The organism is Frisingicoccus caecimuris, assembly GCF_004340975.1.
GTDB lineage: Bacteria > Bacillota > Clostridia > Lachnospirales > Lachnospiraceae > Frisingicoccus > Frisingicoccus caecimuris.
This window is the reverse complement of sequence record NZ_SLXA01000001.1, coordinates 447,117-467,712: the sequence shown is the minus strand read 5'-3', so window position 1 is coordinate 467,712 and position 20,596 is coordinate 447,117. Positions and strand designations below refer to the sequence as shown.

The following is a 20,596-nucleotide window of genomic DNA, read 5'->3' as shown; positions in this document are numbered from 1 at the left end:
AATTTTACACCAAGAGCCGGACTTTTCGAAGCCCGGCTCTTGCTTTTGGTAAAAAAAGTGCTGCCGCACTAATTTTTATTTAGTGCGACAGCTCCTTTTCCATTATTATTTTGTCTGTTTAAGAATTTCTATTAATTCCGGGATGACTTTATGTAAATCGCCGATGATGCCATAGTGGGCCACATCAAAGATTGGAGCGGCTGGATCGGTATTGATGGCGATGATGGTTTCAGAGTCTTTCATGCCTACGACATGAGGTACGGCCCCGGAGATACCGCAGGCAAAATAGATTTTTGGGGTGACAGTCTTACCTGTTGCACCAACCTGATAGTCTCTGGAAATCCAGCCTTCATCTACGGCACCACGGGATGCAGCGATATTTCCACCAAGAAGCCGGGCCAGTTCGCGAAGTTTGTCAAAGCCTTCGGCGCTGCCGACGCCGCGGCCTCCTGCAACGAGAATGGAAGCTTCTTCGATATTGGAATCTGCCAGGCCTGCGTCCTCGACAAATTTTACAAGACGGGCTTTAACAGTATTTTCGTCAGATGCCAGGTTCAGTGTCCGTGCATTCGTCTGAATGTCCGGAGTATTTTCCTTCAGAGAGAAAATTCCTGTGGAGAAAGTCCCAATCTGGGGTGTTGTATCCAGAGAGACGGAAGCATAGAGTTTGCCATCAAAGGTCGGACGAATAAAAAGTAAGTCCGCATTAGATTCACGATAAATGACATTTGTACAGTCCGAAGCAATTCCCAGATTCATGACGGCGGAAAGTCCGGCACTGACTTCACGGCCAAGAGGAGTGGAACCAAAAAGAAATGCGGAAGGACTGTCTTCTTCAATGGCAGCTTTCAATGCACAGATGATTGTCTCCGGTGAATGTTCGGATGCATTCGGGCAAATGACAGGAATGGCGCGGGAACCAGATTCATCTGCCAATTCCCGGGCCTTTGCCAGTAATTCAAGGCTGACAAGTTTTGGCTCATTTTCCGATATTTCCATGAATACCCATATATCATTAAATTTTCCCATGATAAATCCTCCTATATTAAATGTCTCTCAAAGAGAATGTCTGCGAGTTTTCTTGCGGATTCTTTTTCAGTCGTCCCCGTGATTTTCATGCCGACTTCCTGTCTGGACGCAGGGAAGAGGGCTTCAATATGGGATGGCGAGTGGAGGGCTTCTGGCGCAATATTTAAGTCGGCGTTGGATAATAAGGTGATCACGGCCTTTTTCGCAGCCATTTTTCCTTTAAGGGTCATCGGCGCCAGTTCATTTGCGTCTTCGGTCACAGAACATATGAGAGGAAAATCAGCCTGCCAGATTTCGTAACCTTTTCCGGCTTTCTGATGAATTGTAAGCCCTTTCTCATCAATGTCAATCTGGGCCGCACAATTCAGTAAACCAATATTCAGAAGAGCAGCCAGCTTTGCTCCAATCTGTCCGGTAGCGCCGTCCAGGGAAGCCTGCCCACAGAAAATACAGTCGGCGTCACCGAGATGTTTTACAGCAGCGGCAAGCACTTTTGCAGTGACAAGTGTGTCTGCTCCGGAAAAAGCCTCATCCGTAATGCGTACCAGTCGGTCAGCGCCCATGCCGGCTGACTCGCGGAGTTGGGCTTCACAGCTCTCATTTCCCATGGATAAAACGGTGACTGTGCCACCAAGACTTTTTTTCAGGGCGACAGCCGCTGAGACAGCGTGGGCATCTACAGGATTCATCATCGTTCCCGCAGTGGAACGGTCTACTGTAAATGTTCGGTGATCAATCTTTATATCTGAGATAACAGGAACTTGTTTCATTAAAACATAAATGTTCATTTTAATCCTCCTTTTATAGAAAATAGTAATTGTTATTAATATTATAATATACTTTTATAAAAGAATCAATTGAAAAATATGAATAGCAGTGATAGAATGTAACGCGATATTTTGTTTTTGATAAAGGAGATTGACAGCTATGGATAAAATGACCCGTAATTCCTATTTGTTTAAAATGTCCCTTCCCATTTTTGTGGAATTGCTTTTGCAGTTACTGGTGGGAAATATTGACCAGATCATGGTCAGTCATTATTCTCAGGCATCGGTGGCCGCCATTGTCAATGGGAATCAGATTATGAACATTATCATTATTACAATGAATATGCTCTCTATGGCCACAACGGTCGTGTTGACCCAATGTCTGGGAGCGGAAGATGATCATAAAAGCAACCAGCTCTGTGTGTTGTCCATGATGGTCATCGGCACTGTCAGCGTACTTTCCACATGTGTTGCTCTGTTTTTCAATCGCCCGATTTTTCGGCTCATGAATATTGATTCGGCCATTCTTCATGAAACTTGTCTGTATTTGATGATTGTCGGAGGTTTCTCTCTGGTGCAGGGATTATATTTGAATTTTGCGGCGATTTTGCGCAGCCATACCCGTTTAAAAGAGGTTATGGCCGTATCTATTCTGATGAATGTTTTAAATATTATCGGCAATGCCATTCTCATCAATGGACTCTTTGGATTTCCGCGACTTGGAATTGTCGGAGCTGCCATATCGACGGTCATCAGTAAAACCATCGGGCTTGTATGTATTTATATTGTTTTTCGTAAATACACAAAAATAAAACTGAAATTTAAATATTTGAAGCAGGGCAGTAAGGAGATGCTGTTTAAACTTTTGAAAATCGGTATTCCATCGGGGGCGGAGAATTTCTCTTACAATCTGTCCCAGATTTGTATATTGAGCATCATCAATCCCTATGGCGCTGCGGTAACGGCTACAAAGGGTTATTGCAGCCTTTTGGCAAATTTTGCCTATGTCTATGCAATCGCCATTTCGGAAGCCGTTCAGATTGTGATCGGTTATCTGCTCGGAAGCGGCAAAGTGGAAGAAGTGGGAAAAAAAGTCTGGTGGACATTGAAAATCTCCATTGCCGTCTGTGTCGGCATGATGTTTATTATCTGGCTTTTCAGCCCTTCGGTGCTTGGAATTTTTACTCAGGACGGGGAAATGCTGGCCTTAGGCAGACAGGTGCTTTTTATTGATATCTTTTTAGAGTTTGGCCGGGCAATTAATATTCTGATGACAAAATCCCTGATTTCTGTCGGAGAGATCAAACTGCCAATCTGTGTAGGCATCAGTTTTCACTGGGCTGTGGCTTTGCTGCTGTCCTATATTTTCGGCGGAGTACTTCACCTGGGATTACAGGGGATCTGGGTCGCTATGGCCATTGACGAATGTTCACGGGGACTGATCTATTTCCTGAGATTCCGGACAAATAAATGGAAAAAGAAATACATACCGGCAGAGACATTTTGAATATTGAAAATGAGAAGGAGGCCTTGATTTCTCAAGGCCTCCATTGTATAATCTAAATAAGAAAGGTGCTCAGATGCAAAATCTGATGCCCTCAGTGATATACTATTAAGGAATAGCATCAACTTTGGACGGGTGGATGCTATTTCTTATTATGCTGATCTATGTAAGTCAGTGCCGCTAAAATAACCAGGATTAAAGTAAGAACTTCCATGGTACTCATGGGCATCACCCTCTTTCGTGGAGACTAGAGGGCAATTGAAATCGCATCCGCTTTCTTTAGATTATACAAGATTAGTATAACATAAAGAGTTGCTGCAAAAATCACAATTAAACGCATAATTCGACAAAAAATGGATAGAGAATAAAATAAAAAACATCTGCCGATAATTCCGTGTCAAGGAATAAGAGGCAGATGTTTTTTTTAAATTACTTGCGATTTGCCCGCATTCGCATCTTGGTATCAAGGATTTTCTTACGCATTCGGATGCTTTTTGGTGTGACTTCAACCAGTTCGTCGTTTTCGATGAAGTCAAGCGCTTCTTCAAGGCTCAGGATGCGCGGCGGCGTCAGCTTAAGGGCATCGTCGGAACCGGAAGCACGGGTATTGGTCAGGTGTTTAGCCTTGCAGACATTCAGTTCAATGTCGTCGCCTTTCGGATTCTGGCCGACGATCATGCCGCCATAAACTTTTTCACCTGGGCCGACAAAAAGTGTTCCACGGTCCTGAGCATTGAACAGGCCATAGGCCAGTGTTTCGCCGGATTCAAAAGCGATCAGGGAACCGGTCTGGCGGTAAGCAATATCGCCTTTGTACGGGCCATAATCATTGAAAATCGTATTTAAAATACCGTTCCCCTTAGTGTCTGTCAGAAACTCACCACGATAGCCGATGAGACCACGGGATGGAATGTTGAATTCCAGACGTGAATAACCGCCGCTGGCTTTGGACATACCAGTGAGTTCACCTTTACGGAGACTCAGCTTTTCAATGACAATACCGGTGAAATCATCCGGAACGTCGATAACAGCTGTCTCCATAGGTTCTAACAGTTTACCCTTTTCATCTTTTTTGTAAATAACTTCAGCCTTGCTGACCGCAAATTCATAGCCTTCACGGCGCATATTCTCAATTAAAACAGAGAGATGCAACTCGCCGCGGCCGGAAACCTTAAAACAGTCCGTGTTGTCTGTTTCTTCGACGCGGAGGCTGACATCTGTGTTTAATTCGCGGAAGAGACGATCACGCAGGTGACGGGAAGTGATATATTTTCCTTCCTGACCGGCCAGCGGACTATCATTAACAAGAAAATTCATAGAGATGGTCGGCTCGGAAATTTTCTGGAACGGAATTGGTTCCGGTTTTTCCGGAGAGCAGAGAGTATCTCCGATATGAATATCTGAAATGCCTGAGATGGCAACGATAGAGCCGACGGTGGCCTTATCTACTTCAATCTTATTTAAACCGTCGAATTCATAAAGCTTACTGATTTTGACTTTACGGTTTTTCTCCGGATCATGGGCATTGACGATAACAGCGTCCTGGTTTACCTGAATGGTACCGTTGCTCACCTTTCCCACACCGATACGACCGACATATTCATTATAATCAATGGTACTGATCAGAACCTGAGTTTCAGCATCCGGATCACCCTCCGGCGCAGGAATATGGTCAATGATCGTTTCAAAAAGCGGTTTCATATCCTGACCGTCTTCTCCAAGCTCCAGCATAGCAATGCCGGATTTGGCAGAAGCATATATAAACGGGCAGTCAAGCTGTTCATCGGATGCATCCAGATCGATCAATAGTTCCAGCACTTCGTCGATGACTTCATCAGGACGGGCTTCCGGACGGTCGATTTTGTTAATGCAGACAATAACGGCCAATTCAAGTTCCAGCGCCTTTTTAAGGACAAACTTTGTCTGCGGCATCGGACCTTCAAAGGCATCGACAACAAGAACAACACCATCTACCATTTTCAGGACACGTTCAACTTCACCGCCGAAATCGGCATGTCCTGGTGTGTCGATAATATTAATCTTTGTATCCTTATAAAATACGGCTGTGTTTTTTGATAAAATTGTAATACCACGTTCACGTTCGATATCATTTGAATCCATGACACGTTCCTGAACCACCTGATTACTGCGGAATACACCGCTCTGTTTTAATAACTCATCCACCAATGTTGTCTTACCGTGGTCTACATGAGCAATAATCGCAATATTTCGGATATCTTCACGTTTGATTTTCATAATTGTTTCCGTTCCTTCCAATCCATTCATACAAGTACTACTGACAACTTTTATATTCTACCATAATGCCACGGTTTTTCAAGAAAATTTATTAAGAAAAATATAATTGAATTCTGGAATTGCACATTTGCTGTCATATTCAGGATTTTTCTGTCGATGAATGATAATTTATTTCATTACAGATTCATGCTAAAGTCATTTAAGAATTCGGTTCTAAATCCATGCGGGACCGAATAAATATATTAAACGAGATGAAAACTTGTATATACAGAAAGGGGAACAAAAGTATGGCAGACAAGGTGCTGGATAATAATCAGGTAACAATCGTGGGGGTTGTAGATTCGGAATTTGTGTACAGTCATGAAGTTTTCGGCGAAGGATTTTATGTGGTAGAGGTCATTGTGCAGAGACTCAGTAATATGGTAGACCGGATACCACTGATGATTTCCGAAAGGCTGATCGACGTTACTCAAAATTACATAGGGCGTACGCTGGAGGCCCATGGACAGTTTCGCTCCTATAATAAACATGAGGAAGGAAGGAATCGGCTTGTTCTTTCCGTTTTTGTCCGGGATGTGGAGGTTTTAGATGAGGAACCGGAAAATGTCAAACCGAACAGCATTTTTCTGGATGGTTATATCTGTAAACAGCCGGTGTACCGGATGACACCGCTTGGACGGGAGATCGCGGACTTGCTCCTGGCGGTCAATCGGCCTTATGGAAAATCTGATTATCTTCCGTGTATCTGTTGGGGACGAAATGCGCGGTTTGCAGGGAAATTTGAGGTTGGGACCCATATCCATCTCTGGGGACGGATTCAGAGCCGGACTTACCAGAAACGGATTGAAGGAGATCAGGTGGAACGTCGGACAGCCTATGAGATTTCGGTGAGTAAAATCGAGTGTATTGAATAAAAAGATTGACGATGCCTCAAAAATATGATATTAACATACAATGAGGTGAATATTGTGGAGAAAGGTTTAGTCAAAATATACTTTGGCGAAGGAAAAGGGAAATCTACCTCTTCGCTGGGAAGAGCGCTGGTCTGTGCCAGTGAAGGTAAAGAGGTATTTATGATACAGTTCTTAAAAGGCCGGCATACGGGAACGTTGGATTATTTTAAACGGCTTGAACCGGAGGTAAAGGTTTTTCGCTTTGAGAAAATGGATCGTTATTATGAAGAACTTTCAGAGAATGAGCAGAAAGAGGAGAATATTAATATTCTGAATGGTGTGAATTTTGCAAAAAAAGTATTGGCCATCGGCGAATGTGACGTTCTCGTCCTGGATGAAATTCTGGGATTAGTTGATCTGGGAATTTTAGATGTATCTGATGTGATTCATTTAATTCAGACAAAGCGGGAAGAAGTGGAATTGATTCTTACCGGAAGAAATTTACCGGCAGAACTGGTCGGTGAAGCTGATTATATTTCGCGAATTGATATCGTAAAAAAAGCAGATGATGAAACCTAAAAAAACATCGAATGGTTGACATTAAATGGCAGAAATGCTACTATCAAAGGTAGGGAGAAAGCTGCTTGTAATACAGATTTAGATGTAAATATTTATTGAGCCGGCAGTCGTCGGCTCATCTTCATGTTTTGGAATATAATATAAATAATAAGGACAGCAGTATAAAGACAAGGAGGTTCATTATGGCCATTTTCACAGGCGCTGGCGTAGCAATCGTGACTCCTATGTATCAGGATGGAACGGTGAATTATGATAAACTGGGCGAGTTGATTGAATTTCAGATTGCGAACCACACAGACAGTATTATTATTACAGGGACAACAGGGGAAGCATCCACTTTGTCGGAAGAAGAACATGTAGAATGCATTCGTTTTGCTGTGGAAAAGGTGGCAAGGCGAATTCCGGTGATTGCAGGGACCGGTTCTAATTGTACGAAAACAGCGATTTATTTGACGAAAGAGGCGGAGAAGGCCGGTGCGGACGGAGCACTGGTGGTAACACCGTATTATAATAAGGCTACCCAGAAAGGACTTGTTCAGCATTTTGGCATGATTGCGCAAAATACCAGTCTGCCGTTGATACTTTACAGTGTGCAGAGCCGTACAGGTGTCAATATTCTGCCGCAGACCGTTGCCGAGCTTCGGAGCGTTCATGAGAATGTGGTCGCCGTGAAAGAGGCCAGCGGAAATATTTCTCAGGTAGCAGATATCATGCAGATGACACAAGGAGATATCGATGTTTATTCCGGTAATGACGATCAGATCGTGCCAATCCTTTCTCTCGGGGGCAAGGGTGTTATTTCCGTATTATCTAATGTCTGTCCACAGGAAACACACGATATCGTAGCCAGATTTCTGGATGGCGATGTGGCCGGAAGCCGTGAGCTTCAATTGAGAGCCCTGCCTTTGGTGCATGCTCTGTTCTGCGAAGTCAACCCGATTCCGGTAAAGACAGCGATGAATTTGATGGGGATGGAGGTCGGACCGCTGAGACTTCCTATGACACCGATGGAAGAAGCGAATAAGGCACGGTTGATTCAGGCGATGAAAGATTTTGGTATAACAATAAAAGAATAAGTCAGTAGAGAGAGCTGTGTCAGATTTTTGACAATCTGGTACAGCTTTTTTGGAAAGAAAGGAGAAGCAGAATGACGAAATTTATTATGCATGGATGTAATGGCGCTATGGGACAGGTGATTACCCGACTGGCAAAGGAAGATCCGGAGACAGAGATTGTGGCAGGAATTGATATTCAGGATAATATAGACAATGGCTATCCGGTATTTACAAAGATTGAGGAATGTGATGTTCCGGCAGATGTGATCGTAGATTTCTCAGTGGCAAAGGCGGTAGATGGAGTGGTCGATTACGCAGTGAGCCGGAAGCTTCCTCTTGTGTTGTGCACGACCGGTCTTTCGGAGGAACAGTTGGCCCATGTGGAAGCGGCCGGTAAACAGATTGCCATCCTGAGATCGGCAAATATGTCTCTTGGTGTGAATATGGTGTTCAAACTGGCGGCTCTTGGGGCTCAGGTGCTGGCACAGGCCGGATATGATATTGAGATCGTGGAAAAGCATCATAATCAGAAACTGGACGCGCCTTCAGGCACGGCTCTGGCTATTGCCGATGTGATGAACGAAGTGCTTCATAAAGAGTATGCCTATAAATTAGACCGGAGTCAGGAACGGGCAAAACGGGGCAAAAAAGAGATTGGTATTCAGTCCGTTCGCGGAGGTAATATTGTTGGTGAACATGAAGTGTTTTTCTGCGGACCAGATGAGGTTGTTGAGATTAAGCATACGGCTTATTCCAAAGGAATCTTTGGCAAGGGGGCTATTTCTGCTGCAGCATTTTTGAAAGATAAAGAGCCTGGTATATATACAATGAGTAATGTTATTGCCGGATAAAACAGATGGGGGGTTACAATTATGGGAAATACTAGAAAAACAAGTGAACGTGATACACTGCAGACACGGTATCTGGAAGTTTTATCGGAAATGTATCCGTCTATTGCGGCGGCGTCGACAGAAATCATCAACCTTCAGGCAATTTTAAATCTGCCGAAGGGGACTGAACACGTACTCAGTGATATTCACGGAGAGGCGGAACAGTTTTTTCACGTATTAAAAAACGGCTCCGGTGCGGTAAGAGCAAAGATTGACGATGAGTTTGGAAATTCACTCTGTATACGGGACAAAAAGCAGTTGGCCACCCTCATTTATTATCCGGCGGAAAAGCTGGATTTGATTGAAAAAGAGGAAGAGGAACTGGACGACTGGTATAAGATCACACTGCACCGGCTGATTCAGGTGTGTAAGCGTGTGGCTTCCAAATATACCCGTTCCAAGGTTCGAAAAGCTCTTCCGAAGGATTTCGCTTATGTTATTGAAGAGTTGATCAATGAAAAAGAAGAGATGACAAATAAAGAGGCTTATTACAATGGAATTATTGATACAATTATCCGTATCGGACGTTCCAGAGCCTTCATCATCGCTTTATGCGAATTGATCCAGCGACTGGTCATTGACCATCTGCATATTGTCGGCGATATTTATGACAGGGGTTCCGGTGCAGCGGACATCATGGATCATCTGATGAATTATCATTCGGTGGACATTCAGTGGGGAAATCATGATCTGCTCTGGATGGGTGCGGCATCCGGTCAGGCAGCCTGTATTGCCAATGTCATCCGAATTTGTGCTCGTTACGGGAATCTGGCGACATTGGAAGACGATTATGGCATCAATCTTATGCCTTTGGCGAATTTTGCACTGGAAGTTTATGCCGATGACGACTGTGAACTGTTCCACGTTCAGGACCATGGAGATGCGGATATGCTGAGCCGCATTGAAGAACAGACGGAGATGAAGATGCACAAGGCAATCTCCATTATCCAGTTCAAGCTGGAGGGGCAGCTTATTAAAAAGCGTCCGGGAATGCTCATGGAAAATCGTCTTCTGTTGGATAAGATTGACCCGGAGACGGGTACTGTGGAAGTGGATGGCCGTACATATAAGCTTTTGGATACGAAATTCCCGACCATCATGTGGAGCGATCCATATCAGCTGTCCAAGGAAGAAGAGAAGGTCATGAAGCGCTTGATTCATAACTTCAAGAATTGTGAGAAGCTTCAGAGACATGTTCAGTTTTTATTAAAATCCGGCAGTTTGTATTTATGCTATAATAATAATCTTTATTATCATGGCTGTGTTCCGATGAATGAGGATGGCAGTTTCAGGGAAGTCTATCTTCAGGGAAAAGGTTATAAAGGTAAGGCTTTGTATGATGTTCTTGAAAAGAATGTCCGGAGAGGTTATTATCTGCCTGAGTCGGAAGAAAAAGCCTATGGCCAGGATTTGATGTGGTTTGCATGGACGAATGAAAATTCGCCGGTATTCGGTAAAGAGAAGATGGCTACGTTTGAGCGCTATTTCCTTGGCGAAAAAGATACGCATGAGGAACGCAAGGATCCTTATTATCGTTTGATCGAAGATGAGAATGTCAGTGAGATGGTCTGTGATAATATTATCCGGGAATTTGGTCTGAATCCGAAAGACTCCCATATCATTAACGGGCATATGCCGGTAAAATTGAAGAAAGGCGAAAGTCCGGTCAAGGGGAATGGTAAACTGTTTATTATCGATGGCGGATTTTCCAAGGCATATCAAAAAACCACAGGTATTGCCGGATATACGCTGGTTTACAATTCCTATGGGTTAAAGCTTGTCACCCATCTGCCTTTCGAAAGTGCGGAAAAGGCCGTTAAGGAGGAGACGGATATCTGTGAAGATATCAATGTGATTGAAAAACTGATCGAACGAAAGTACGTGGCAGATACGGATAATGGTAAGGTGATTCAGCAGAAGATTGATGATCTGGAATTACTCTTGAAGGCATACAGAAATGGTAAACTTCGGGAAAATGCGGGTAAATAAAGAAATTTGGAGGAATCAGGAATGAAGGACGGATTTATCAGAGTGGCGGCGGCAACGCCGGAAATTCAGGTGGCGGACTGTGAATATAACCGGAAACAGGTGGAAAGGATGCTGAAAGAAGCCTGTGGGCAGAAGGCACGGATGATTGTGTTCCCTGAACTTTGTATGACCGGCTATACCTGCGGGGACCTTTTTCTTCAGGAGCTGTTGTTGACGAGCTGTGTGGATGCGCTGGAAAGGCTTCTTGAGGCGTCTGAAAATATGGATATCCTTGGCGTTGTAGGCATGCCCCTCACAGTGAATGGAAAATTATACAACGTGGCTGTGGTCTTTAAAGAAGGTGTTATTCTCGGTGTCATACCGAAGACCTTTATTCCAAATTATTCTGAATTTTATGAGGCCCGTCATTTTGAGCGGGGACCGGAGAAACCGATTTTAATTTCGCTGGCCGGACAGGAGACCTGGTTTGGAACCCATCTTCTTTTTGCGTGTACCAATCTGCCGGGACTGGTCATCGGCGGTGAAATTTGTGAAGATTTGTGGGCGCCGAATCCTCCGAGCATATCCCATGCACTGGCAGGAGCGACGATGATTTTCAATGTGTCCGCCAGTGATGAGACGACAGGAAAGGATGTTTATCGGAAGGAACTGGTAAACAGTCAGTCAGCACGGCTGATCTGCGGGTATGTCTATGCAGGAGCCGGTGAGGGCGAATCTACGACCGATCTGGTATTTCCAGGGCATGATCTGATCTGTGAAAATGGTGTCTGTCTGTCCGAATCCAGGCGTTTTGAGACGGGCATTGTTTATGGCGATGTGGATTTGGGACGGCTTTTGAGCGAACGCCGCCGTATGAACACGTTTAATCAGAATGAGGACAGGGACTATGTACGTGTGGGCTTTGAAATGTCGTCGGAGCCGCTGGAACTTAATCGCTATGTGGATCCCCGGCCTTTTGTGCCTGCATCGGATGAGGACCGGCGTAAGCGCTGTGAGGAAATTTTATCCATTCAGGCGATGGGCCTAAAAAAACGTCTTGCCCATACCCATTGTAAAAATGCGGTGGTCGGTATTTCCGGAGGATTGGATTCGACCCTGGCGCTGCTTGTAACGGCGCGGGCCTTTGATCTGCTCGGCCTTGATCGAAAAGAGATTAAAGCGGTCACCATGCCATGTTTTGGAACAACGGACAGAACTTACAATAATGCCTGTCAGCTTGTCCATGAACTTGGGGCACAGCTTTTGGAAGTCAATATTCGGGAGGCGGTCGCTCTTCATTTTAAAGATATCGGTCAGGACCCGGAAAAACATGATGTGACTTACGAGAATGGACAGGCCAGAGAGCGGACCCAGGTTCTGATGGACCTGGCAAATCAGTGCGGCGGTATGGTCATCGGTACCGGTGATTTGTCCGAACTGGCTTTGGGATGGGCCACATATAATGGTGACCACATGTCGATGTATGGCGTAAATGCTTCGGTTCCAAAGACGTTGGTACGTCATCTGGTGCGTTATTATGCGGATATCTGTGAATCAAAAACCCTGAGAGAAGTTCTTTTGGATATCCTGGATACGCCGGTAAGTCCGGAACTCATTCCACCGAAGGAAGGAGAAATATCTCAGAAAACAGAAGATTTGGTCGGACCTTATGAACTCCACGACTTCTTCCTGTATCATATGATGCGTTTCGGCTGTCCGCCGGCAAAGATTTACCGTCTGGCTAATATTGCTTTTGAGGGTGAATATCCACCAGAGATCATTTTAAAATGGATGAAGAATTTTTATCATCGGTTTTTTACACAGCAGTTTAAGCGGTCCTGTATTCCGGATGGCCCGAAGGTCGGTTCGGTAGCCTTGTCACCAAGAGGTGACTGGCGGATGCCGAGTGACGCTTCCGCACATCTGTGGAAGGCAGAACTTGAAAAAATTCAAATTTAATTTATTACAAGTGAAAGACCTCCGGGACAGAAGACTGTTCCGGAGGTCTTTTATGTGCGCCCTGCGGCGTCTGGTCTAATTGGATGCCTTATCCAGCGCTGCTGAAATGGCATTCAGCAGGATGGAAGCGGTATACTGGCTTGAATCGTCGTAGGTGACTTCACCGATGGGAACGCCGGCGGTGAGCTGAGCGCTGATATCTTCAAGGCAGGATTCCAGCAGCGGGTACATAGCGGTGACACTTTCTTCAAGGGGAGCGGTCGTAATACTGTTAATATGGTCGGCGTCTACACTCACCTGAAGACTGACCGGGTGGTCTCCAAGAACAATGGAGGTGGTGTAGACGCCCGGAGTATATGTAGGTGCGGATGCCGGCTCGCTGGATTTTGCGTTATCCCTGAGGAAAAACATATAAATAAACAGGAAAATCATCAGCAGGGCTAACACGACGAAGACGATAGTATAGATGATTTCCTTCATTTGGAGAATAATGATGCGTGTTTTTGAACCCATAATCGGCCTCCTTCAGAATACTTTAATATAACCTATGCAGGTCGGTAAAAGAATATGACATCCGAATGGGTGTGGAAGGCGCATGGAAAATGTGCTATGATAAGTAACAGTACAGAAAGGGGTCATAAGATGTCACTTCAGATGGTTATTGGCGGCGCCGGAACCCGTCGCTCAGAAATAATGTACCGGAAATTAATTGAAGAATCCCTGGCAGCGCCGGAGCAAAATTTTTATCTGGTGGTACCGGAACAGTATACGATGCAGACCCAGATGAAGATGACAGAACTTCATCCGGGACACGGTGTTATGAATGTGGATGTTGTCAGTTTTCCGAGACTGGCTTATCGGGTGTTCGACGAACTTGGGGGTATCCGGAAAACGATCTTGGAAGATACAGGCAAGAGTATGGTCATCCGAAGACTTTTATCCGAACATAAGAATGAGCTGGAAGCTTTTGCCTCCAGTGTCGGCAAAAGCGGTTTTGTCGGCCAGGCTAAATCCATGCTCTCTGAGCTGTTTCAGTACAGTGTTCGTTCCTGCGACCTTTCGGAGAGCCGGAAACTGGTTGGCGAACATACGATGCTTGGGAAAAAGCTTGGGGATATTCAGATATTGTATGATGCTTTTAAAGAATATATGTCGGATACTTATATGACGTCTGAAGAACTTTTGGAAGTATTGGCTCAGAAGGTGCCGGATTCGGGAATTTTGAAAGACAGTATCCTGTATATTGATAATTTTACCGGTTTTACCCCGTCACAGTATCGTCTTTTGGAAAAGCTTATGTTGTTGTGTAAACGTCTGGTGATCGGACTGAGTATTGATGTTCATGACAAACCTTATGAACTGGGCCAGGAGTACCAGTTGTTTTATCTGACCAAGGAGACTTTATGGAAGATAAATAAAATGTGTATACGGCTGAATATTGAGAAAGAGCCGGATATTTTGCTGGATACACCGGGGGCGGCCGGCCGGGACGAATTGAATTTTATGGAGGAACATTTATTCCGGTTTCGCAGATTCCACCCGTGGCAGGGAATACCGGAACATTTGAAAGTCTATGCCCTCAGTTATCCGGCGGAGGAAGTTGGTTTTGCTGCCGGAGAAATCCGACGGATGGTCATGGACGAAAGCATGTCCTATAAAGACTTTGCCCTGATCACAGGTGATGTGAGTCGTTACAGGGAAGCGTGCAGGCGCCGGTTTGACAGTATGGGAATTCCGCTTTTTATTGATGATAAAGCCAATCTTTCGGAGAATAGTTTTGTGGAAATGCTCCGGAGTGGCATGGATGTTATTTACAAGGATTTTTCGTATGAAAGTGTTTTTCGTTATCTGCGTTCCGGCTATTCTCTTGTATCAGCATCTGAAGTGGATGTACTGGATAATTATCTGCTGGCCACAGGAATCCGGGGACGGAAAAGATGGAATGAAAAATTTATCCGGCGGTATCGGGATTTTGGGCCGGAAGATTTTGTAAGGATCAATGAAACCCGGGAACAGGTTGTCAGGGAACTGACGCCCTTATTCAAAATGGAACGTCAGGGAACGGCAGGCGATTATACAAAGGCTCTCCGGACCTTTATACAGGAAATTCATGGCGGGGAACAGCTGAAAGCTTATAGTGAAGGGTTCAGGGCAGAGGGCAATTTTGTGCGTGAACGGGAATATGCCCAGGTATATGAAGCGGTAGACGGGCTTTTAGAAAAGTGTGAACAGATTTTAGAGAATGAGAAAGTCTCGATGAAAGAATATATGGAAATATTGGAAGCCGGATTTGCAGAGATTCAATTAGGTGTCATTCCACCCACATTGGACCAGGTGGTTCTGGGCGATTTAAAGCGAACCCGTCTTGGTGATGTGAAGGTTGTATTTATTCTTGGATGCAATGACGGGGTCATACCTACGCCTGTGCCGACAGGAGGTCTGATTACTGACAGAGAAAAGGAAGTCCTGGTTTCATGTCCGGTGGAATTGGCTCCGACGGGGAAACAGAATAATTTCCGCGAGAAATTCTATATTTATACAGCTATGACAAAGCCCGAGCAGAAACTTGTGATGACTTATGCCCAGATGGACGGCAGTGGGAAGGCTATCCGGCCGTCTGCATTGTTAAATGATATATACAAAATATTTCCGGATTTACGACCGGAAGTACCGGAGCTGTGGGAAGAAAGCCGGATTTTGACCGGAATGCAGGAGAGTAGTTATTATTTGCTGGAAGGATTGAAAAAGCCGGAACTTCGGAATGATTTCTGGCAGACCCTTTTTGCGTGGTTTTCGGAACATGACGGGACAAAGGAAAAACTGTCCGGTTGGATATCCCAGATGTTTGATATACGGCGTATGAGTCCCTTATCTCAGAAAATCATAAAGGCTTTGTATGGGGAGCGGCCAAGAGCAAGTATTACCACATTGGAAAAATATGCGGCCTGTGCTTACGCTCATTTTTTAAGTGCGGGCCTGCGGCTGGAAGAGCGGAAAACATCAAAACTTCTTCCTCCGGATTTGGGAAATATTCTTCACCAGTCAATGGAGCGGTTTTCAAAAGCGGTGGAGGAAAGTGCCTATGACTGGCATACAATGCCCGATACGTTCAGGGATGAAACGATGGAGCGGTGTGTTCGGGAAACAGGGATGGCGTACGGTTCTGCCATGTTTTTAGAGAATGCCCGTTATCGTCATTATCTGGAACAATTGGTCCGTATGGCGAAACGGACGGCCTGGACGATACAGAAGCAGATCTGTAAAGGAGAATTTGTACCTGCCGGATTTGAGACAAAGTTTTCTGTTGGCGAGCGGGTGCAGCTGATCGGGACGGTGGATCGTTACGATATCTATGATGGTGAAGAAGCGCGGGCTGTGCGAATCGTGGATTATAAGTCGGGACAGAAGGAATTTGATCTGACAGAGATTTTTTATGGATTGTCGCTTCAATTGGTTGTTTACATGGAATCTATTGCGCGGATTGAGACGGCCAGGCATCCGGAGAAACCTGTTGTGAAAGCCGGGATGTTTTATTATCATATTCAGGACCCGATTTTGGAGGAAATGCCGGAGAATCCTGAGGAATTAGATAGTCAGATTGCGTCCATGCTGAAATTGGAGGGCTTGGTCAATGATGATCCCCAGGTGGTGGCGTGGATGGATGAGAAGCCTTCTGAGGCGCCACAGGTATTGCCGGTCAGTTTGAAAAAAGACGGGACTTTTTCTAAAACTTCCAGCATTGCCAGTGGAGACCAGCTGGATGAGCTTGGTTATCTGGTTCATCGAAGGATCGAGCAGCTGGCAGAAGGCTGGATGTCGGGAGATATATCAAAAAATCCATATGTGTTGGTTAATGGAAGTAAGAAACGGACGGCCTGCGATTATTGCAGTTATCGGGGAATCTGTCGTTTTGACGAACAGGTGGAGGGCTGCGAGTACCATCGTTTGATGCATTTGTCGGCCGATGAGGTATGGCAGCGAATTTATGAGGAGGTGAGAGAAGCATGGGAAAGTCGTGGACCGAAGAACAGCGGCAGGTCATAAATTTACAGAATCGCAGTCTTCTTGTTTCAGCGGCGGCAGGCTCAGGAAAAACAGCGGTTCTTGTAGAACGTATTATTCAAAAAATCACAGACACCATCCGACCGGTGGATATTGACCGATTACTTGTGGTGACATTCACGAAAGCGGCGGCAGCAGAAATGCGGGAGCGAATCATGGCGGCTGTGGACGCCCGGCTTTTGGATGACCCGGAAAATACCCATCTCCAAAAGCAGAAAATGCTTCTTCCCTCAGCTATGATCACCACCATTGACAGTTTTTGTATGAGTGTACTGAGGGAACATTTTGATACCATCGGTCTGGACCCGGGATTTCGTGTCGGAGATCCCCAGGAAATCACTTTGTTAAAGCAGGATGTGGCAGAGCAGCTTCTGGAGGATTGTTATGCAGACAAAACAGAGGAATTTATTGCCTTCTCTCAGACCTATTCCAGCGGTAAACTGGATAAGGGACTGACCGACTGGATTTTAAGAATTTATGATTTTTCTCAGAGTTATCCCTGGCCGGAGGAATGGCTTAAAAAGTCACTGACGATGAATCCGGGTACTATGGAGGAAGAGGTGGAGAACAGTCCGATGGTCTGTCTCATCATGGAAGAAACCTGTCGGATTCTCAGGGAGATGGCGGCTGTTCTGAAAACAGCTCTGGATATGAGCCTTGGTGTCGGAGGACCGTCTCTGTATGAACCGATGCTTTTATCGGATTTGGAACAGACGGAAGCAATGCTTGAATGTAACACATGGGAAGATATTTATGACCATATTCAACATATGGAATGGAAGCGGTTGTCAGGAAAAAAGCAGCCGGAAGCTAATCCTTCGGTCGTGGACATGGTGAAGGCCCTGCGTCAGGAAGCCAAGGATGTGTTTGGATGGCTTAAAAAGAATTACTTTGCTGAAAGTTTGCCGGAAGTGCTTTCAAAAGAAGCACGGATTTTACCGGGACTTGCTGTGCTGATTCATCTGACAGAGGAATTTTCCCAGAGATTCCGGGAAGAAAAAAGACAAAGAAATTTAATTGATTTTAATGATCAGGAACATTTTGCATTAAATATATTATTGGATGAATGCCATGAACCGACGGCGGTGGCAAAGGGATATAGTGAGCAGTTTGAAGAGATTATGTGTGATGAGTACCAGGACAGTAATCAGGTTCAGGAGACACTGTTATACAGCATTTCCAGAGAGCGGCAAGGTCAGCCGAATATTTTTATGGTAGGCGATGTCAAACAGAGCATTTATCGCTTCCGAATGGCAGAACCGGAAATTTTTCTTAGAAAATATCAAACCTATACAAAACAAGAGGGGAGCCATCAGCGGATTGACTTACATAAAAATTTTCGGAGCCGGGCCTGTGTGATTGAGAGCATCAACCGGATTTTTGAAGCTTTAATGATACCGGAAATATGTGGTATGGAATATGATGCAGATGCGGCTCTCTATCCGGGCCTTGATTATCCGGAAACAAGACAGAAAATTTCCGAGAGCGCCGAATGGCTTATGGTAGAACATGGAAATGACCCGGAGATGACGAAGCGGGAAGCGGAAGCCCGGGCTGTGGGCCTGCGTATACGGGAGATTGTGAATGAGACTTCCGGACTGTGGGTGATGGACACCGAATCCGGAGCATACCGCAAGGCGGAATACGGTGACATCGTGATCTTGCTCCGGACGGTAAAAAACTGGACGGAGGATTATGTGCGGATTCTTAAAGACATGGGAATTCCGGCAGTAGGTGAAACATCATCCGGGTTTTTTGATACAGTGGAGATTCAGGGAATTTTAAATATGCTGCGTATTCTGGATAATCCCCTTCAGGATATTCCCATGGCGGCTGTTTTAACATCATCCATGGGCAGGTTAACGGATGAAGAGCTGGCAGAGCTGAGGCTGGTGAATCGTTCGATGTCTTTGTATGAAAATATTCAGGATTACTTGAAGCAGGGGGACGATTTGTTTCTGGTGGAAAAGCTGAACTCTTTTCTTATGGTGTATGACCGGTTGCGCCGGAGTAAAATTCATCTTTCCATTGAAGAACTTATTCATGAAATCTATGAGATGACCGGATATGTGCAGCAGATGTTTGCTATGCCTGGGGGCGAAGTGCGGCGGGCGAACCTGGAACGGCTTGTAGAATATGCCAAAGATTTTAAGAATACCAGTTATCGGGGATTGTTTCATTTTATCCGCTATGTAGACCAGTTGAAAGAATCCAAAGAAGATCTGGGCGGCGCCGTACTTCCGGGAGATGCAGGCCAGGCAGTGCGGATCATGAGTATCCATAAAAGTAAAGGGTTGGAATATCCCATCTGTTTTGTGGCAGGTCTTGGAAAAAGCATGAATTTTACCGAATCCCGGAGCCGTATTGTTATCCATGCCCGATATGGCGTGGCGGCCGATGGGGTGGATCTGGAGCGTCGGGTCAAGATTCACAGTCTGTCGAAAAAAGTCTTTGCCAGAAAACTCCTTTTGGATCAGATGGGAGAAGAAGTCCGGGTACTTTATGTGGCTTTGACCCGGGCAAGAGAAAAGTTGATTCTTGTAGGAACAGTGGAGGATATGGAGCAGACTGCCGAAAAATGGTCTCTGGCCGGTAAGGCGCCGACGCCTCTGACCTACAGCCGTATGCTTCGCGCCAAAAGTTACCTGGATTGGCTCGGTCCTCTTTTGTGGTCTGACGAACGGCAGGGGGCAGAGAGGGGATTTGAATTTCGATGCATCAATCCGGCGTATATGGCCGCAGAGGATATCCGGGAAGAAATCCAGTCGGACGGTGAAAAAGAATTTTTGCGCGGCTGTGAGAAAATCAAAGAAGGATGTACGCCGTTGTACGATTTAATTGATAAAAAGCTTCGATGGCAGTATCCGCGGGAACTGATGACCCGGCTTCAGGGAAAAATGACAGTCAGTGAATTGAAAAAAATGGCCGGTGAAGAGATGAACGGTATGGTTCTTTACCCGGAAAATGTAGAAAAACTTTTACCGGATCCGGGGAATCCCCTTTATATAGCTCAGCAAAAGGGAACGGCGACACATAAGATATTTGAATTACTGCCCTTTGCAGAGATTTCTTCTGAGGATGAAGTTGTCAGTTTTATCCGGCAATGTGTGGAAAAAGAACAGATTCCGGCGTTCTGGGAAGAACTTATTCCGGCACAAAAGGTGTTTGATTTCTGTTGCTCAGAATTGGGACAGCGGATGGCCCGGGCAGAGAAAAATGGAAAACTTTACAGAGAGCGGCCTTTTGTTATGGGAATTCCCGTGCAGGAAATTTATCCGAAACTGGCAGCGTGGGAGATATCCGGTATTTCCGAAAAACTCTCAGATAGGGAAAACGATAGACTAACCTCGGAGCGGATTCTGATCCAGGGAGTCATCGACGTATACTTTGAAGAGGATGATGGTGTTGTTCTGCTGGATTATAAGACCGATAGAATTCCGAAAGGTAAGACAGGAGAGGAACTGCTGATCAAACGGTACAAAACTCAGCTGGATTATTACCAGAAGGCCATCGAACAAATATCCGGAAAAAAAGTGAAAGACAGGATTTTATATTCTGTTATAATGAACAGAGAAATCCATTGCTGATGAATAGACCTGCTTTTTCGTGGTCATAATCAAGATAACGGAAAGGC

Annotated in this window: 13 protein-coding genes; 9 read left to right on the top strand and 4 right to left on the bottom strand. The window is 45.2% G+C overall.

Features of this window, described 5'->3' with window-relative positions:
• Nucleotides 1-105 precede the first annotated feature (105 nt).
• Both EV212_RS02315 and EV212_RS02310 read right to left on the bottom strand, forming a co-directional pair.
• On the bottom strand, nt 106-1,029 hold the full coding sequence (locus tag EV212_RS02315; RefSeq protein ID WP_132088240.1) for an electron transfer flavoprotein subunit alpha/FixB family protein: 924 nt from the start codon (nt 1,027-1,029) through the stop codon (nt 106-108).
• Between the two features lie 11 nt (nt 1,030-1,040).
• Nucleotides 1,041-1,817, bottom strand: a complete 777-nt coding sequence (locus tag EV212_RS02310) for an electron transfer flavoprotein subunit beta/FixA family protein (protein ID WP_132088237.1) — start codon at nt 1,815-1,817, stop codon at nt 1,041-1,043.
• A gap of 139 nt (nt 1,818-1,956) precedes the next feature.
• Between EV212_RS02310 and EV212_RS02305 the strand changes: the two genes are divergently transcribed.
• Complete coding sequence (locus EV212_RS02305) at nt 1,957-3,303, top strand: MATE family efflux transporter (RefSeq protein ID WP_132088234.1); 1,347 nt, start codon at nt 1,957-1,959, stop codon at nt 3,301-3,303.
• A gap of 426 nt (nt 3,304-3,729) precedes the next feature.
• Here EV212_RS02305 and typA read toward each other — a convergent pair whose 3' ends face one another.
• On the bottom strand, nt 3,730-5,556 hold the full coding sequence (gene typA / locus EV212_RS02300) for a translational GTPase TypA (protein WP_132088319.1): 1,827 nt from the start codon (nt 5,554-5,556) through the stop codon (nt 3,730-3,732).
• A 287-nt stretch (nt 5,557-5,843) separates the two neighbouring features.
• On the opposite strand from typA, the gene EV212_RS02295 reads away from it, so the two are divergent.
• From EV212_RS02295 to EV212_RS02270, 6 genes are all read left to right on the top strand, one after another.
• The gene (locus tag EV212_RS02295) at nt 5,844-6,470 is read left to right on the top strand and encodes a single-stranded DNA-binding protein (RefSeq protein WP_132088231.1); all 627 of its coding nucleotides are present in this window, start codon (nt 5,844-5,846) and stop codon (nt 6,468-6,470) included.
• Nucleotides 6,471-6,524: 54 nt separating this feature from the next.
• Complete coding sequence (locus EV212_RS02290; RefSeq protein WP_243115432.1) at nt 6,525-7,028, top strand: cob(I)yrinic acid a,c-diamide adenosyltransferase; 504 nt, start codon at nt 6,525-6,527, stop codon at nt 7,026-7,028.
• Nucleotides 7,029-7,210: 182 nt separating this feature from the next.
• Complete coding sequence (gene dapA / locus EV212_RS02285; RefSeq protein ID WP_132088228.1) at nt 7,211-8,104, top strand: 4-hydroxy-tetrahydrodipicolinate synthase; 894 nt, start codon at nt 7,211-7,213, stop codon at nt 8,102-8,104.
• Nucleotides 8,105-8,175: 71 nt separating this feature from the next.
• Nucleotides 8,176-8,934: a 4-hydroxy-tetrahydrodipicolinate reductase gene (dapB, locus tag EV212_RS02280; RefSeq protein ID WP_132088225.1), complete on the top strand. Its 759-nt coding sequence runs from the start codon at nt 8,176-8,178 to the stop codon at nt 8,932-8,934.
• A 21-nt stretch (nt 8,935-8,955) separates the two neighbouring features.
• A complete protein-coding gene (locus tag EV212_RS02275) occupies nt 8,956-10,962 on the top strand; it encodes a fructose-1,6-bisphosphatase (RefSeq protein ID WP_132088222.1) in 2,007 nt (668 codons plus the stop codon).
• A 21-nt stretch (nt 10,963-10,983) separates the two neighbouring features.
• On the top strand, nt 10,984-12,900 hold the full coding sequence (locus tag EV212_RS02270; protein ID WP_132088219.1) for an NAD(+) synthase: 1,917 nt from the start codon (nt 10,984-10,986) through the stop codon (nt 12,898-12,900).
• Between the two features lie 75 nt (nt 12,901-12,975).
• Here EV212_RS02270 and EV212_RS02265 read toward each other — a convergent pair whose 3' ends face one another.
• Nucleotides 12,976-13,413 carry a hypothetical protein gene (locus tag EV212_RS02265; RefSeq protein ID WP_132088216.1) on the bottom strand — a complete coding sequence of 146 codons (438 nt, stop codon included), beginning with the start codon at nt 13,411-13,413 and terminating at the stop codon, nt 12,976-12,978.
• 96 nt (nt 13,414-13,509) lie between these two features.
• Between EV212_RS02265 and EV212_RS02260 the strand changes: the two genes are divergently transcribed.
• A complete protein-coding gene (locus tag EV212_RS02260; protein ID WP_165873268.1) occupies nt 13,510-16,944 on the top strand; it encodes a PD-(D/E)XK nuclease family protein in 3,435 nt (1,144 codons plus the stop codon).
• On the top strand, nt 16,905-20,549 hold the full coding sequence (addA, locus tag EV212_RS02255; RefSeq protein WP_132088210.1) for a helicase-exonuclease AddAB subunit AddA: 3,645 nt from the start codon (nt 16,905-16,907) through the stop codon (nt 20,547-20,549). Before EV212_RS02260 ends, addA begins: the two co-directional genes overlap by 40 nt.
• Nucleotides 20,550-20,596: the final 47 nt, after the last annotated feature.

Coding starts and splice junctions, on each gene's coding strand:
- EV212_RS02315 (WP_132088240.1), bottom strand. CDS start 1,029: ATGGGAAAATTTAATGATATATGGGTATTCATGGAAATATCGGAAAAT.
- EV212_RS02310 (WP_132088237.1), bottom strand. CDS start 1,817: ATGAACATTTATGTTTTAATGAAACAAGTTCCTGTTATCTCAGATATA.
- EV212_RS02305 (WP_132088234.1), top strand. CDS start 1,957: ATGGATAAAATGACCCGTAATTCCTATTTGTTTAAAATGTCCCTTCCC.
- typA (WP_132088319.1), bottom strand. CDS start 5,556: ATGAAAATCAAACGTGAAGATATCCGAAATATTGCGATTATTGCTCAT.
- EV212_RS02295 (WP_132088231.1), top strand. CDS start 5,844: ATGGCAGACAAGGTGCTGGATAATAATCAGGTAACAATCGTGGGGGTT.
- dapA (WP_132088228.1), top strand. CDS start 7,211: ATGGCCATTTTCACAGGCGCTGGCGTAGCAATCGTGACTCCTATGTAT.
- dapB (WP_132088225.1), top strand. CDS start 8,176: ATGACGAAATTTATTATGCATGGATGTAATGGCGCTATGGGACAGGTG.
- EV212_RS02275 (WP_132088222.1), top strand. CDS start 8,956: ATGGGAAATACTAGAAAAACAAGTGAACGTGATACACTGCAGACACGG.
- EV212_RS02270 (WP_132088219.1), top strand. CDS start 10,984: ATGAAGGACGGATTTATCAGAGTGGCGGCGGCAACGCCGGAAATTCAG.
- EV212_RS02265 (WP_132088216.1), bottom strand. CDS start 13,413: ATGGGTTCAAAAACACGCATCATTATTCTCCAAATGAAGGAAATCATC.
- EV212_RS02260 (WP_165873268.1), top strand. CDS start 13,510: ATGATAAGTAACAGTACAGAAAGGGGTCATAAGATGTCACTTCAGATG.
- addA (WP_132088210.1), top strand. CDS start 16,905: ATGGGAAAGTCGTGGACCGAAGAACAGCGGCAGGTCATAAATTTACAG.